The 14,948-nt window shown below is 73.4% G+C and carries 13 protein-coding genes; 6 read left to right on the forward strand and 7 right to left on the reverse strand.

Annotated elements, in window-relative coordinates:
• Positions 1-12: 12 nt before the first annotated feature.
• Entirely contained in the window at positions 13-1,002 is a 990-nt protein-coding gene (locus ACZ6B8_RS27885) for an aldo/keto reductase (RefSeq protein WP_471609053.1), read from the reverse strand.
• A gap of 241 nt (positions 1,003-1,243) precedes the next feature.
• Between ACZ6B8_RS27885 and ACZ6B8_RS27890 the strand changes: the two genes are divergently transcribed.
• Together ACZ6B8_RS27890 and ACZ6B8_RS27895 are read left to right on the forward strand one after the other, a co-directional pair.
• Positions 1,244-2,740, forward strand: coding sequence for an alpha/beta hydrolase (locus ACZ6B8_RS27890; RefSeq protein WP_471609054.1), 1,497 nt, complete (start codon positions 1,244-1,246; stop codon positions 2,738-2,740).
• Positions 2,737-3,957 (forward strand): serine hydrolase domain-containing protein, encoded by a 1,221-nt coding sequence (locus ACZ6B8_RS27895; protein ID WP_471609055.1) that lies wholly within the window; start codon positions 2,737-2,739, stop codon positions 3,955-3,957. The genes ACZ6B8_RS27890 and ACZ6B8_RS27895 overlap by 4 nt, the downstream gene beginning before the upstream one ends.
• 253 nt (positions 3,958-4,210) lie before the next feature.
• On the opposite strand, the gene ACZ6B8_RS27900 is transcribed toward ACZ6B8_RS27895, so the two are convergent.
• Both ACZ6B8_RS27900 and ACZ6B8_RS27905 read right to left on the reverse strand, forming a co-directional pair.
• On the reverse strand, positions 4,211-5,779 hold the full coding sequence (locus ACZ6B8_RS27900; protein ID WP_471609056.1) for an MFS transporter: 1,569 nt from the start codon (positions 5,777-5,779) through the stop codon (positions 4,211-4,213).
• Complete coding sequence (locus ACZ6B8_RS27905) at positions 5,776-6,516, reverse strand: TetR/AcrR family transcriptional regulator (protein ID WP_471609057.1); 741 nt, start codon at positions 6,514-6,516, stop codon at positions 5,776-5,778. Before ACZ6B8_RS27905 ends, ACZ6B8_RS27900 begins: the two co-directional genes overlap by 4 nt.
• A 129-nt stretch (positions 6,517-6,645) precedes the next feature.
• Between ACZ6B8_RS27905 and ACZ6B8_RS27910 the strand changes: the two genes are divergently transcribed.
• Positions 6,646-8,865 (forward strand): NADP-dependent isocitrate dehydrogenase, encoded by a 2,220-nt coding sequence (locus ACZ6B8_RS27910; protein ID WP_471609058.1) that lies wholly within the window; start codon positions 6,646-6,648, stop codon positions 8,863-8,865.
• A gap of 78 nt (positions 8,866-8,943) precedes the next feature.
• Here ACZ6B8_RS27910 and ACZ6B8_RS27915 read toward each other — a convergent pair whose 3' ends face one another.
• Complete coding sequence (locus tag ACZ6B8_RS27915; RefSeq protein ID WP_471609059.1) at positions 8,944-9,708, reverse strand: LysR substrate-binding domain-containing protein; 765 nt, start codon at positions 9,706-9,708, stop codon at positions 8,944-8,946.
• 57 nt (positions 9,709-9,765) lie between these two features.
• Between ACZ6B8_RS27915 and ACZ6B8_RS27920 the strand changes: the two genes are divergently transcribed.
• Positions 9,766-10,182, forward strand: a complete 417-nt coding sequence (locus tag ACZ6B8_RS27920) for a DUF5997 family protein (protein WP_471609060.1) — start codon at positions 9,766-9,768, stop codon at positions 10,180-10,182.
• A gap of 11 nt (positions 10,183-10,193) precedes the next feature.
• On the opposite strand, the gene ACZ6B8_RS27925 is transcribed toward ACZ6B8_RS27920, so the two are convergent.
• Genes ACZ6B8_RS27925 through ACZ6B8_RS27935 form a run of 3 tightly spaced genes read right to left on the reverse strand, consistent with a single transcriptional unit; the run spans position 10,194 to position 12,894 of the window.
• A complete protein-coding gene (locus tag ACZ6B8_RS27925) occupies positions 10,194-11,390 on the reverse strand; it encodes an epoxide hydrolase family protein (RefSeq protein WP_471609061.1) in 1,197 nt (398 codons plus the stop codon).
• Positions 11,391-11,432: 42 nt separating this feature from the next.
• Positions 11,433-12,368: an RNA polymerase sigma-70 factor gene (locus ACZ6B8_RS27930; RefSeq protein ID WP_471609062.1), complete on the reverse strand. Its 936-nt coding sequence runs from the start codon at positions 12,366-12,368 to the stop codon at positions 11,433-11,435.
• Between the two features lie 52 nt (positions 12,369-12,420).
• On the reverse strand, positions 12,421-12,894 hold the full coding sequence (locus ACZ6B8_RS27935) for a carboxymuconolactone decarboxylase family protein (protein ID WP_471080718.1): 474 nt from the start codon (positions 12,892-12,894) through the stop codon (positions 12,421-12,423).
• 181 nt (positions 12,895-13,075) lie between these two features.
• Between ACZ6B8_RS27935 and ACZ6B8_RS27940 the strand changes: the two genes are divergently transcribed.
• Positions 13,076-13,513 (forward strand): hypothetical protein, encoded by a 438-nt coding sequence (locus ACZ6B8_RS27940; protein WP_471609063.1) that lies wholly within the window; start codon positions 13,076-13,078, stop codon positions 13,511-13,513.
• Entirely contained in the window at positions 13,510-14,937 is a 1,428-nt protein-coding gene (rox, locus tag ACZ6B8_RS27945) for a rifampin monooxygenase (protein WP_471609064.1), read from the forward strand. The genes ACZ6B8_RS27940 and rox overlap by 4 nt, the downstream gene beginning before the upstream one ends.
• The last annotated feature ends 11 nt before the right edge of the window (positions 14,938-14,948 follow it).

Here is a 14,948-nt window from a genome sequence, read left to right on the forward strand (position 1 = left end):
GGACGAAAGCCCCTAGCCGTTTACCACCGCCATGCTGCGCTCGTCGTAGCGCGTGCCCGCCACCTGGCCGGCGGGGGCGGCCGCGTCGATGGCGGCGAGCTCGCCGGGGGACAGCTCGATCGCGACGGCCGCGACGTTCTCGGTCAGGTACTTCTCGCGGCGCGTGCCGGGGATCGGCACCACGTCGTCGCCGCGGTGCTGCACCCAGGCGAGCGCCAGTTGCCCGGCCGTGACGCCCTTGTCGGCGGCGAGCGCGTCCAGGGTCTGCACGATGGACAGGTTCCGCTCCAGGTTGCCGTCGGCGAACCGGGGCTGGGTGCGGCGCACGTCGTCTTTCTGGAGCTCGTCGAGCGAGGTGTAGCGGCCGGTGAGGAAGCCGCGGCCGAGCGGCGAGAACGGCACCAGGCCGATGCCGAGCTCACGGCAGACCGGCAGGATCTCCGCCTCCAGGTCCCGGGTCCACAGCGACCACTCGCTCTGCAGCGCCGCGACGGGGTGCACGGCGTGCGCCCGCCGGATCGTGGCCGCGCCGGCCTCGGAGAGCCCGATGTGGCGCACCTTGCCGGCCTCGACCAGCTCGGCCAGCGCGCCGACGGTCTCCTCGATCGGTACGGTCCGGTCCACCCGGTGCTGGTAGTAGAGGTCGATGTGGTCGACGCCCAGGCGGCGCAGCGACGCGTCGCAGGCCTCGCGCACATAGGCCGCGTCGCCCCTGATGCGGGTGGCATCGCCGAGTTTGTTCGCGAAGCCGAACTTCGTGGCCACGACGGCCTGTTCGCGCCGGGAACCGGCGAGGGCCCGGCCCATCAGCTCTTCGTTGTGGCCGCTTCCGTAGAAGTCCGAGGTGTCGAGCAGGGTGACGCCGAGGTCGAGCGCGCGGTGGATCGTCGCGATCGACTGCGCGTCGTCCGACGTGCCGTAGCCGTGGCTCATCCCCATGCAGCCGAGGCCCTGGGCGGAGACGGTCAGCGCGCCGAGGCGGCGGGTGGGAAGAGCGGTCATGGCGGTACCTCCTGAGGGGTGGTGCGCGTGCTGGTGCCGGCACGGGTGGTGCCGACCCCGTGATCGACATCGACACTAGGAGCTGGAGAGGACTCCAAGGCAAGGCGTCGGTTCTCGGGAGAACCGGAGGGCGGGTACGGGGGATGGCACCAGGCGCCTTCGGCCCGGTAGCACGATGGTTCGTCGCCGCGCGCCTTCCTACCGTGGTGATCGACCGAGCCCCACCGATCCAAGGAGCACGATGCGCGTCGCGTCAGCAGTCACCGCCGGCCTGGGCCTCGTCGGGTTACTGGCCGGGGGAGCGGTCGCCGCGGATGCCCACCGGCCGGCGGCCGACTCGGCCCACCAGACGCTTCGTTGGGGCCCCTGCTCCGCCGGCCAGAAGGAGCTGAACGAGGCGGGCGCCCGGTGCGCGAAGGTGACCGTACCGCTCGACTACGCCGATCCCGGCGGCCGTACGATCCAGCTCGCCGTCTCCCGCATCAAGGCCAAGGCGCCGGAGCGGCGGCGCGGCATCCTGCTCGCCAATCCGGGCGGCCCCGGCGGCACGGGCCTCGCCTACCCGCTCTCGCTGCGGCCCGCCCTGAAGGACGTCGCGGACCGCTACGACCTGATCGGCTTCGACCCCCGCTTCCTCGGCGAGAGCACCCCCGTCACCTGCGGCGAGGCCCCGCGGCCCGCACCGCCCGCTCGGACCACGACCCCCCGCGCGGACTTCGAGGCCGCCGCACGGTCCGCGCGCGCCACCGCGCGCCGGTGCCAGGAGCACGGCGACAACGCCGAGTTGCTCCCGCACGCCTCGACCAGGAACGTCGCCCGCGACATGGACGCGATCCGCGCCGCGCTCGGCGAGCGCACGTTCTCGTATGTCGGCACGTCGTACGGCGCCGATCTCGGCGCCGTCTACACCCAGCTCTTCCCGCGCCGGGCCGACCGCGTCGTCCTGGACTCCTCGACCGACCCGGCGGCCACGCAGTACGAGCTGTTCCAGCGGTCGGGGGCGCCCGCGGAGGCGGCGCTCGGCGCGCGGGTGCGGACGGACATCCGCGAGGTGCTCGCCCGGGCCGAGCGGCACCCCATCCCCGTCAAGGGGTACCGGCTCGACGCCCCGGTCCTGCGCATGATCTTCAAGCAGCTGGTGCAGCACCAGGAGAAGGACCCCGAACTGGCCCAGATGGTCGCCGACTTGAAGAAGGCGGCGGCGGGCGAGGCGATCGAGCCGGGGCCCGCGCTCGCCGGAATGCTGGAGTTCCTCGACTCACCCGCGCTCGCGGACAGCATGGTCGGCGGCGCGCTCTTCATGTGCGGCGACGGAGGCTGGCCGGCCGGGGGCTGGCCGAAGAACCCCGAGACGTACTGGAAGAACATGCAGCGCAGCCGCGCCACCCAGCCGGTGTTCGGGCCGTACGTCAACGGGATGATCGCCCCGTGCGCGTACTGGAAGGGCGCGCCCCGCGAGCCCGGCACGAGGATCGGCAACGACGTGCCCGTCCTGATGCTCCAGGCCCGGTACGACAACAACGTCCCGTACGAGGGCGCCCTCGCCCTGCACCGGAGGCTCACCGGCTCCCGCCTGGTGACGGCGGACATCCGCTCGCACGGCGTCTACGGACGAGGCGTCGACGGCCTCACCCCGGTCCCGTGCGCCGACCGCACGGTCAACACCTATCTGGCGGGCGGGAAATTGCCGGCGCGGGACTTCAGCTGCGGTGCCACGGACGAGGAGGGCTCCCGATGACCGGGACCAGCAGGAACACCGGGATCAGCAGGCGCACGGGGCTCGCGGCCACCGCGGCGGCGCTGCTCACGGGAGCGGCGACGGCTCCCGCCGCCACGGCCGCCCCTGCGCGAGCCGAGTCGTCCCGCCGGGGGCGGGCTCTCCAGCGGGACGTCGAGGCGGTCGTCGCCACCGGCGCGAGCGGCGTCCTCGCCGAGGTGGCAGGTGCGCACGGCCGGACGACGGCCCGGGCCGGCGTCGCCGACCTCGCGGAGAAGGGGTCCGTGCCGTGGGACGCGTACTACCGCATCGGCAGCGACACCAAGACGTTCACCGCGACCGTCGCCCTCCAACTCGTGGGCGAGGGGCGGCTGAAGCTGACGGACACGGTCGAGCGGTGGCTGCCCGGAGCGGTCCGCGGCCACGGCAACGACGGGCGCCGGATCACCGTCGCCAACCTGCTCGGCCAGACCAGCGGCCTCAACGACTACATCACCGGCGACAGCGGGGACTTCACGCCGGAAGGCTACCGCCGCACCCGTTTCCGCTCGCAGACGCCGCAGGAACAGCTGGCGGCGGCCCTTGCCACGCCGCCGCAGTGGCTGCCCGACGCGCACGATCCGGCGGGGGAGCGGCGCTGGGGCTACTCCAACACCAACTACATCGTCGCCGGCCTCGTCATCGAGGCGGTCACCGGCCATCCGTGGGCCCAGGAGGTCCACGAACGGATCATCGAACCGCTGGGCCTGCGCGACACGTTCACGCCCGGCACGTCGTCGTACGTGCCGCAGCCGACGGCCACCGGGTACACGTACTTCCCACAGGAGACGCGTCCGACGGAGACCACGCTCGGCTTCGGCGGCGGGGCCGACGGCTGCCTGATCTCGACGACGCGGGACCACGGGGTCTTCCTGCGGGCGCTGCTGGGCGGACGACTGCTGCGCCCGGCACAGCTGGCGGCGATGCGGCGGACGGTGCCGGTGCGGGACTGGGTTCCGGCGGAGGGTGTCCGCTACGGCCTGGGCATCGCGTGGCGCCCGGTCGCGGGCCGCAAGGACGGCATCTGGTTCCACGGCGGAACCAGCCTCGGCTGTGTGAGCGAGGGCGGGGTGACGCCTGACGGCAGGACATCGGTGACGAGCGCGGCGTTCACGCTGCGCCTGGACAGCCAGGAGGCCCACGAGGCGCAGGCGCGGGTGGCGCGCAGGATGGTGGAGAGGGCGCTGGGGGCGGCGTGACCGGGCCGGGCCCGGCGTGCTGACCGCCCGCCGGGCGCCTCTTCCTCGCCGAGGGCTGGGATCCGCCGGGCGGAAGCGGTGGGCGGGCGGCGCCCTGCGCTCCCGTCACCGGGACCAAGGGGCGGAGCGGCCCGTTGTGTCGGCGGAGTCGGGGAGGCCCCCGCACGCGCGGAGCCGCCTCGCCCGGCGGGGCCTTCCGGCCGCGTGGACGGTGGTGGGCGGAGCCTCGCCCCTCTCCGGCCTCTCCGGGTCGTTACCCGTGAGTCGCGCCGCCCGGCGGCGCCTGCGCGTGGGGTGGCGGACCCTCCTCCGCCACCCCCGCCCCTGAGGGCTCCGCCCCCTGTGTCACCGATCCGCGCGCCGTCGCCCGACGCCCCGGCAACCGCGTCGCCGCCAGTGCCCCCAATGCCGCCAGCGCGGCCAGAACCGTCAGGGTCGTCGGCATCGCCGCCAGGAACGGTCCGGCGGACCAGTGCGGGGCGCCGGGGCCGGGAGCCGGCGTGGAGGACGTCAGGGTCGTCAGGAGCGTCGTCGCCAGCGCGATGCCCAGGGCCGGCCCCACGTTCATCGCCGTCTGTTGCAGGCCGCCCGCCACCCCCGCCCCGGACTCCGGCGCATGGCGTACGACGACGGCCGTGGCCGCCACCATCACCGTGCCGAAGCCCGCTCCCACCAGCGCGAACGCCGCGCCCGTCACCAGCGGCCCCGACGTCTGGTCCAGCCGCGACAGGGCCAGGACACCCGCCGTGAGGACCGCCATCGCTCCGCTGATCGTCCGGCGCGGGCCCGCCCGGCGCAGGAGTACGGCGGAGAGCGGCGCGCCCACGATCATCGTCACCGCGAGGGGCACCCCGCGCAGCGCGCCGTGCAGCGGGTCGAGTTCCAGCACCTCCTGAAGGAAGTACGTGGCGACGAACAGCGCCCCGAACATCGCCGCCGACGCCGCGACCAGGATGCCGAGCGCCGGACCGACCGCCGGCGAGCGGAGCAGCCGCGGCGGCACCAGCGGGCCCGCCGTGCGCCTTTCGTGATGTGCGAAGGCCACGCTCGCCGCCACCGCCACCACCAGCCCCGCGACCGTGGTCGCCGTCCAGCCGCTCTCCGGGACGCCGACCAGCGTGTGCACGAGACAGGCCAGCGCGACCGCGAGCAGCCCGGCGCCGGGCAGGTCGAGCCGGGGCGCCGGGCCCGCCGCACGTCCCGCCGGTTCCCCTCCCCGTACCACCAGCGCCAGCACGCCGATCGCCAGCGACGGCACGACACCGAGGAAGAACACCGAGCGCCATCCCAGGTGCGTGGCCAGTGCCCCGCCCAGCACCGGACCGGCGGCGGCCGCGAGGCCGATGGCGCTGGTCCGCAGCGCGATCGGCGTACCGAGCCGGTCGGGCGGGAACGCGGCCCGCAGCATGCCGAGCGTCGCGGGCTGCAGCAGCGCCCCGCAGACCCCCTGTGCCACGCGCCACGCGATCACCGCCCCGATGCCCGACGCGAGGCCGACGCCCGCCGAGGCCGCCGCGAAGCCGAGGGTTCCGACGGCGAAGAGGCGCCGGTGTCCGTAGCGGTCGCCGAGCCGTCCCGCGAAGACCAGCAGGCTCGCTACGGCGATCAGATAGCCGGTGCTCGTCCACTGCACCTGGGCGAAGGACGCGCCCAGGTCGCGTTGCAGGGCGGGCTGGACGACGGTCAGGACGGTGCCGTCCAGCGCGACGATCATCGCGCCGACGACACTGCAGACGAGGGTGAGGTTCCGCCGGGGCGCCGGGGCCCCGCTCGCGTGGCGGTGGGGCGGCGCGCCCCGGTGGGCCTCCGGCGTCGCGCTCATCCGGACACCGGCCCGAGATGCGCGTCGAGCGCCGCGTCGAGCAGCGTCTCCACGTCCTCTGCGCCCGAGGCGAGCCGCAGGCTGCCCCAGCCCCACAACTGCGCGATCCCGTGCAGGTTGGCCCAGAGCGCGCCCGCGGCGACCCGCGCCTCCGTCCCTGTGCCCGTCCCGGAGGCGGTGGTCGTTGCGGGGCAGGCCTCGGCCACGAGGCCCACCAGGACGTCGAAGAGGGGCAGGCTCGTCTCCCGCAGGCCGAGCTGGTTGCTCTCCAGAAGGTCGTGGCGGAACATCAGCTCGAACATCCCGCGGTGCGTCGCCGCGAACCGGAGGTAGGCCAGGCTCAACGCCTTCAGCCGCGCCCGCGCGTCCCCTTCCGCCTCCGCCTCCGCCTCCGCCACGGGCGCCGCTTCCGCCGCCGCTGACGCCCCCGCGCCGGGACCGCCGCCTCTCACCGCACTCTGCGCCTCCGCCGCCAGCTCGGCGAAGCCCCGCCGCGCGATGGCGGACAGCAGCGCCACATGGGTGGGGAAGTACCGCCGTGGCGCCCCGTGCGAGACCCCCGCCCTGCGCGCGATCTCCCGCAGGGTCAGCGCCTGCACGCCGTGCGCCGCGAGCAGCTCCACCCCCACGTCCACCAGCCGGGCCCGCAGCCCGGCGTCCTCTCCCCCCGCGGTTCCGGGACCGGCCCCGCTCCCGTATCCCCTGTCGCTCTCGTCGTGCTCGTCGCTCTCGCTCATAGACACTGTCTACTGCATCGCGTAGACAGTGTCTACGGAGATTGGGGTCCTTAGGGCCCTGTCCGTGACGGGGGAGGTAGGAGATATCTTGATGTCGAGCAATGTTGCAGACGCGGAGCGGAGCACCCGGTGACTGACTCGACCATCATCTACACCCACACTGACGAGGCCCCGGCCCTGGCGACCCATTCGTTCTTGCCGGTGGTCCAGGCCTACGCCTCGACGGCCGGTGTCAGCGTGGAGACCCGCGACATCTCGCTCGCGGGCCGCATCATCGCGAGCTTCCCCGAGCGTCTCGAGGAGGGCCAGCGCATCAACGACGCCCTCGCCGAGCTGGGCGAGCTCGCCAAGACGCCGCAGGCGAACATCATCAAGCTGCCGAACATCTCGGCGTCGATCCCGCAGCTCAAGGCCGCCGTCGCCGAGCTGCAGGCACAGGGCTACGCGCTTCCCGACTACCCGGACGACCCGAAGACCGACGAGGAGCGCGACATCCGCGCCCGCTACGACAAGGTCAAGGGCAGCGCCGTCAACCCGGTCCTGCGCGAGGGCAACTCCGACCGCCGCGCCCCCGCGTCGGTCAAGAACTACGCCAAGGCCCACCCGCACCGCATGGGCGCCTGGTCGGCCGGCTCCAAGACCAACGTCGCCACCATGGGCGAGAACGACTTCCGCTCGACCGAGAAGTCCGCGGTCATCGAGGAGGCCGGTTCGCTGCGCATCGAGCTCGTCGGCGACGACGGCTCCACCACCGTGCTGCGCGAGTCCGTACCGGTCATCGCCGGTGAGGTCGTCGACGCCTCGGTCATGCGCGTCGCCGTCCTGCGCGAGTTCCTCAAGGAGCAGGTCGCCCGCGCCAAGGCCGAGGGCGTCCTCTTCTCCGTGCACCTCAAGGCCACGATGATGAAGGTCTCCGACCCGATCGTCTTCGGCCACGTGGTCCGCGCCTTCTTCCCGAAGACCTTCGCGGCGTACGGCGACGTCCTCGCCGCCGCCGGCCTGACCCCGAACGACGGTCTGGGCGGCATCTTCAAGGGCCTCGACTCGCTCCCCGAGGGCGCGAAGATCAAGGAGTCCTTCGAGGCCGAGCTGGCCGAGGGCCCCGAGCTCGCCATGGTCGACTCCGACAAGGGCATCTCCAACCTGCACGTCCCCAGCGACGTCATCGTCGACGCCTCCATGCCGGCCATGATCCGCACCTCCGGCCACATGTGGGGCCCGGACGGCGAGGAGCACGACACCCTCGCGGTCCTGCCGGACAGCAGCTACGCCGGTGTCTACCAGGTCGTCATCGACGACTGCCGCGCCAACGGCGCCTACGACCCGTCGACGATGGGCTCCGTCCCGAACGTCGGCCTCATGGCGCAGAAGGCCGAGGAGTACGGCAGCCACGACAAGACCTTCGAGGTCCCGACCACGGGCAACGTGCGGGTCGTCGACGGCGCCGGCAACGTCGTCCTGGAGCAGACCGTCGCCGCCGGCGACATCTTCCGGATGTGCCAGACCAAGGACGCGCCGATCCAGGACTGGGTCAAGCTGGCCGTCACCCGCGCCCGCGCCACCGGCAACCCCGCCGTGTTCTGGCTGGACGAGGCCCGCGCCCACGACGCCGTGCTGATCGGCAAGGTCGAGCGCTACCTCGCCGACCACGACACCGACGGCCTGGACATCCGGGTCATGTCGCCGGTCGACGCCACCGCGTTCTCCCTGGAGCGCATCCGCCGGGGCGAGGACACCATCTCCGTCACCGGCAACGTCCTGCGCGACTACCTCACCGACCTGTTCCCGATCCTGGAGCTGGGCACCAGCGCCAAGATGCTGTCGGTCGTCCCGCTGATGAACGGCGGCGGCCTCTTCGAGACGGGCGCCGGCGGCTCCGCCCCGAAGCACGTCCAGCAGCTGGTCAAGGAGAACTACCTGCGCTGGGACAGCCTGGGCGAGTTCCTCGCCCTCGCGGTCAGCTTCGAGCACCTCGCCACGAAGACGGGCAACGCGCGCGCCCAGGTGCTCGCCGACACCCTCGACCGCGCGACCGGCACGTTCCTGAACGAGAACAAGTCGCCGAGCCGCAAGCTCGGTGGCATCGACAACCGCGGCAGCCACTTCTACCTCGCCCTGTACTGGGCGCAGGAGCTGGCCAAGCAGACCGATGACACCCAGCTCGCGGAGGCGTTCGCGGCGCTCGCCAAGACGCTGGGCGAGCAGGAGGAGACCATCGTCGGCGAGCTCGCCGCGGTGCAGGGCTCCCCGGCCGACATCGGCGGCTACTACCGGCCGGACGCCGCCAAGGCCTCGGCGGTCATGCGCCCGTCCGCGACGCTGAACCAGGCGCTCTCGATCCTGGGCTGACCACCCGGTGACGTGCTGACGTAGCGAAGGGGCCTCCCGCCGATGCGGCGGGAGGCCCCTTTCGCGTGGACCGGCAGGTCAGGAGCGGCGGCGCGGCTTGCCCCGCTTGGCGGCCTTGGGACGGGCACCGCCACCGCCGCCACCCCGCTGCGGTTTCCCGCCCGACTTGCCCGCGGCGGGCTTCTTCTTCGCCTGTGCCGACGCCTTCGCCTGTTCCTTCGCCGGGGTCTGCGCACGGCCGCGCGAGCTGTTGACCGTCCGGCCGCGGACGATCCCGATGAAGTCCTCGACCAGGTCGGTGGTCCTGGCCTCCGGCCACGACAGGGCGACGCGCGACTCCGGGGCGCCGGTCACCGGGCGGTAGGTGAGGTCCTTGCGGTGGTGCAGACGGGCCAGGGACTGCGGTACGACGAGGAGACCCACGCCCGCGGCGACCAGCTCGATGGCGTCTTCGGTCGTGGCGGGGCGCTCGTACGCGGGCCTGCCGGGCCGCGGCTCCCACTCCAGCGTCTCGTCGAGCGGATGGAACACGACCTCGTCGGCCAGGTCCTCGGGGGACACCTCGTCGACCGCCGCCACCACGTGATCCTTCGGGACCACGACGACCGTGGTCTCGGTGTAGAGGGGGATCGCGCTGAGATCCGTACGGTCGATGGGCAGCCGTACGAAACCGGCGTCGGCGCCGCCCGCACGCAGCACGTCGGGCGCCTCGGCGGCGGGGACCGGGAGAAGGGTCAGCGGGATGTCGGGCAGCCGCTCGTTCCAGATCCGCACCCACTTGGCGGGCGTCACTCCCGGAACATAGGCGAGCCGGAACGACGGGGGTACTTCCGAGCCTGTCACCTCGCCAGGCTACCCGCCGTGGTCAGCGGTAGCGCACATGCTCGATACCCTGGACCCATGACGTCGCACCAGACCACCCAGACCATGAAGCCCGCGACCGCGGCGAAGAAGCTGGGTGTGTACCTCCAGGCCACGCCCGCCGAGTTCCAGGAGGGCGTCGTCTCGCGCAGCGAGCTCGACGTGCTGCAGGCCGACCCGCCCGAGTGGCTCCAGGAGCTGCGGCGCACCGGCCCGCACCCCCGCCCCGTCGTCGCAGCCAAGCTCGGCGTCTCCATCGCCGGCCTCGCCCGCGGCGGAGTGACCGAACCCCTCACCACGGAGCAGATCGAGGCCCTGCGCCAGGAGATGCCCGGCTGGCTTCGCCAGGAGCGCGCCACCCAGGCCGAGGTCCGCCAGGAGGCCGTCCGCATCAAGGAGAAGCAGGCGGAACAGGCCGCGAAGCGCGCGGCGCGCGGCGACGACCCCCGGGCCTGAGCCTCCGCGCGTCAGCCGCGTGAGCGCAGCGTGCGGAAGAATCCGCGGATGTCGGAGACCAGCAGGTCGGGCTGTTCCATGGCCGCGAAGTGGCCGCCCCTGTCGTACGTCGTCCACTGCACGATGTTGTTCGTGCGTTCCGCGATGTGGCGCAGCGGGATGAAGTTGTCGCGGGGGAAGTCGGCCAGCGCCGTCGGTGTCGGGGACGGCGCCGGCGGGTTGCCGGTGTACGCGGCCTGCGCCCGCTCGTAGTAGATGCGGGCGGACGAACCCGCCGTACCGGTCAGCCAGTACAGCATCACGTTGGTGAGCAGCTGGTCCCGGTCGACGGCGTCCTCCGGGCGGTCCGCCGAGTCGGTCCACTCCTTGAACTTCTCCGCGATCCACGCCAGTTGGCCCACCGGTGAGTCGGTCAGGCCGTATGCCAGGGTCTGCGGGCGGGTGGTCTGGATGTCGGCGTACCCCTGCCGGTCCCGGATCCACGCCCGCATGCGCTCCCAGGAGGCGAGCGTGCGCTCGCGCTCCGCGGCGTCGAGCGCGGCCAGTTCCCGCTCGTCGGGTTCCTCGGTCTGGGCCGCGTTCGGCAGCAGGTTGAGATGGACCCCGATGACGTGGTCCGGGCGCAGCCGGCCGTGTTCGCGGGAGATGCCCGCCCCCCAGTCGCCGCCCTGGACGCCGTACCGCTCGTAGCCGAGCCGCCGCATCAGCTCGGCGGAGGCCAGGGCGACCCGCCGGAACTCCCAGCCGGGCTCCGGGGTCGGGCCCGACAGGCCGAACCCCGGAATGCTGAGCAGCACCACGTGGAACGCGTCGGCGGGGTCCCCACCGTGCGCCCGCGGGTCGGTGAGCGGCCCGACGACGTCGGCGAACTCGACGATCGAGCCGGGCCAGCCGTGGGTCAGCAGCAGCGGCGTCGCATCGGGTTCGGGGGAGCGGACGTGGGCGAAGTGCACGTTCGCGCCGTCGATCGTGGTGGTGAACTGCGGCCACGCGTTGAGCGCGGCCTCCGCGGCCCGCCAGTCGTACACGTGCCGCCAGTGGTGTACGAGCTCCTCCAGATAGTCGCGCGGAATGCCGTACGCCCAGCCGACGCCCGGGAGTTGATCGGGCCAGCGGGTGCGGTCGAGCCGCGCGTGGAGATCGTCCAGGTCTGCCTGGGGTATGGCGATGCGGTAGGGGCGGATGTGCGTGTCACCGAAGGTCGTCATCGCTGCGCATGCTACGTCCGGGTGCCCGGACACGATCGGTATTTATTCCGGTGGCCGCCCCGCGGCCCGCATCAGCTTCCGGACCTCACGGTCGACGGCCCAGGCGTCCGCCACCGGACCCAGGTGGCCGAGTTTGTCGGGGTTGCTGATCAGGCGGATGGCCTGGATCCGCCCGTCCGCCATGTCCAGCGCCAGCGTGTGCAGCACCCTGCCGTCCCGGTCCCGGAAGATCGCGCCGGGCCCGCCGTTGAGCTCGTGCGCCTCGTACGTCACACCGATCCGGGTCATCACCGGGAAGCCGGCGGTGAGCAGACGGGCCACCTTCTCGGTGCCGACGACGGTCCTGGACAGCTGCGGCCCCTTGCCGCCGCCGTCGCCGACCATCGACACATCGGCGGCGAGCAGTTCCCGCAGACCGGCCAGGTCACCCGCGCTGAGGGCGTCGAAGAACCGCGACGCCAGCTCCTCCCGGTCCGCACGGGCCGGCTCGAAACGCGGCTGCCCGGCCCGCATGTGCCGTCGCGCCCGTACGAGCAGCTGACGGCACGCGGCCTCCGAGCGCTCCACCGCCGCGGCGACCTCGTCGAAGCCGAAGCCGAACACCTCCCGCAGCACGAAGACGGCGCGCTCCAGCGGGCTGAGCCGCTCCAGCAGCACGAGCGCGGCGACCGACACCGACTCGGCCAGCTCCACCGCGCGCTCCGGATCCTGGTACGGGTCGTCGAGGAGCGGTTCGGGGAACCACGGCCCCACGTACTCCTCCCTGCGCACCCGCGCCGATCGCAGCACGTCGATCGAGATCCGGGTGACCGCCGCCGACAGGTAGGCCTTGGCCGACGTGGGCCGGGTCGCCGTGGCGTCGAAGCGCAGCCACGTCTCCTGCACCGCGTCCTCGGCCTCGCCCACGCCGCCGAGGATCCGGTAGGCGATGGAGAACAGCAGCGGCCGCAGCTCCTCGAACTCCTCGACCTTGCTCATGCCGTACCCCCTCCGGTGCGGGGCCTGTCCGGCCCCGCACCGGCTCCGTTCGTCAGTGGATCCGGCCGGGCACGTAGTCGCCGGCCGGCTGCCGGGTGATGATATTCATCCGGTTGACCATGTTCATGAACGCGATGTGCACCACCAGAGCGGCGAGCTGCTCCTCGTCGTAGTGCACGGCGGCGCGCGCCCACACCTCGTCGGGCACGCCGCCGGCCGCGTCCGCGACCCGGGTGCCCTCCTCCGCGAGTTCGAGCGCGGCCCGCTCGGCCTCGGTGAACACGGTGGCCTCGCGCCAGGCCGCCACCAGGTTCAGCCGCACGGCGGTCTCACCGTCGGCGGCGGCCTCCTTGGTGTGCATGTCGATACAGGCCGCGCAGCCGTTGATCTGGCTGACGCGCAGCGCCACCAGCTCCTGGGTCGCGGGCGGCACGGAGGTCTCCTTGAGCGCCTTGCTCCCCGAGAGGAAGTACTTCAGCGCCTTGGCGGCGTTCGGCTGGGCCATGTAGTCCACTCGCGCGTCCATGGTGTGCTCCCTCGTCCTGGTCCTCGTCGTCTTGCGTGTGCCATCCGCGTACGTGGTGACATCCCCTGAGACGAGACAGCCCCGGCCCCTGTGACATGGCCGGATGTGACCTGCGTCTCGCGGTGGTCCGGGGCGCGGGGACGGCGTCGCCGGGGCGGCCGCCCGGGGGGAGAATCCTTCCGTGCCCGTGACCCACCTCCTGAGCGGCCTCGCCGCCGACCCGCCCCTGCCGCCCGAGCTGGTCGACCGGCTGATCGCGCTCGGCGCGCCGGCCGCCACCACCCGGATCGGCGCGACACTGTTGCCGCGCGTCGCCGACGCCTCGCCCGCGGAGGCCGCGGAGTTGGCCGCGTCACCGGTGCCGGCCCTGCGGATGCTCGTCGCCCGGCGCCGCGGCCTCCCGCCGGAGATCCGCTCCGCGCCGGCCCGCGATCCCGACGCGAAAGCCGTCAGGTCCGTCGCGGCGCATCCGGGCCTCGACGAGGGACAGTGGCGCGCCATGGTGACGCGGCACGGCGCCCAGCCGTCGCTGCCGCGGGCCGTGCCGGCGGGGCGGGTCTCCCTGGCGGAGCACGTCTCCCCGGCGGGGCGCTCTGACGAGGAAGGGGCGTCGGCATGATCGACGTGATCGTGGTCGGCGGCGGCCCGACCGGCCTGATGCTGGCGGGCGAACTGCGGCTGCACGGCGTGCGGGTGGTCGTGCTGGAGAAGCTGACCGCGCCGACCGGGCAGTCCCGCGGCCAGGGGCTGCACGTGCGCAGCGTCGAGATCCTGGACCAGTGCGGCCTGCTGGAGCGGTTCCTCGCGGTCAGCGAGACGTTCCGGGCGGGCGGGCTGTTCGGCGGCATCAGGAAGCCCTGGCCGGAGCGGCTGGACACGGCGCACCCGTACGGCCTGGCCACCCCGCAGCCGGTCACCGAGCGGCTGCTCGACGCGTACGTCCGCGAGGCCGGCGCGGAGATCAGACGCGGCCACGAGGTGGTCGGGCTGAGCCAGGACGCGCACGCCGTGACCGTCGAGCTGGCGGACGGCACACGGCTGCGCTCGCGCTACCTCGTCGGCTGCGACGGCGGCCGCAGCACGGTCCGCAAGCAGCTCGGCGTCGGCTTCCCGGGCGTGCCCGCGACGGCGGAGACACTGCTGGGCGAGCTGGCGCTGACCGAGGACCCGGCGACGGTCGCCGCCGCCGTCGAGCGGGTCCGCGCGACCGAACTGCGCTTCGGCGCAAGCCCGTTGGGCGACGGGATGTACCGCGTCGTCCTCCCCGCCGACGGCGTGGCAGAGGACCGGGCGGCGGCGCCGGACATCGAGGAGTTCAGGGACCGGCTGCGGGCGTACGCGGGCACCGACTTCGGCGCGCACGCCCCGCGCTGGCTGTCCCGCTTCGGCGACGCCACCCGGCAGGCCGAGCGCTACCGGGCCGGCCGGGTGCTGCTGGCGGGCGACGCCGCGCACATCCACCCGCCGACCGGCGGCCAGGGGCTCAACCTCGGCCTCCAGGACGCGTTCAACCTCGGCTGGAAGCTGGCCGCCGCGGTCGACGGCTGGGCGCCCGAAGGTCTCCTGGACAGCTACCACGACGAGCGCCACCCGGTGGGCGCCGCCGTCCTGGACAACACCCGCGCCCAGATGCTGCTCCTGGGCTCCGACCCCGGCGCGACCGCGCTGCGCGGGCTCCTCTCGGAGCTGATGGACTTCGAGGAGGTGAACCGGTACGTGACCGGCATGATCACGGCGCTCGACGTCCGCTACGACCTCGGCGAGGGCCACGAACTCCTCGGCACACGGCTGCGCGACGTACGGCTGCGGCGGGGCCGGCTCTACGAGCTGATGCGCACGGGCCGCGGCCTGCTGCTCGACCGGACGGGCCGCCTCGCGGTGACCGGCTGGGAGGACCGCGTGGACCACGTCGTCGACGCCGGCGAGGAGCCCGCCGTCCCCGCGGTCCTGCTGCGCCCGGACGGCCATGTGGCCTGGGTGGGCGAGGACCGCCGCGAGCTGCTCGCCCACCTGTCGAGATGGTTCGGCCAGCCCGGGGAGTGAGCCGTGACGCG

The organism is Streptomyces sp. NPDC041122 (assembly GCF_055592445.1).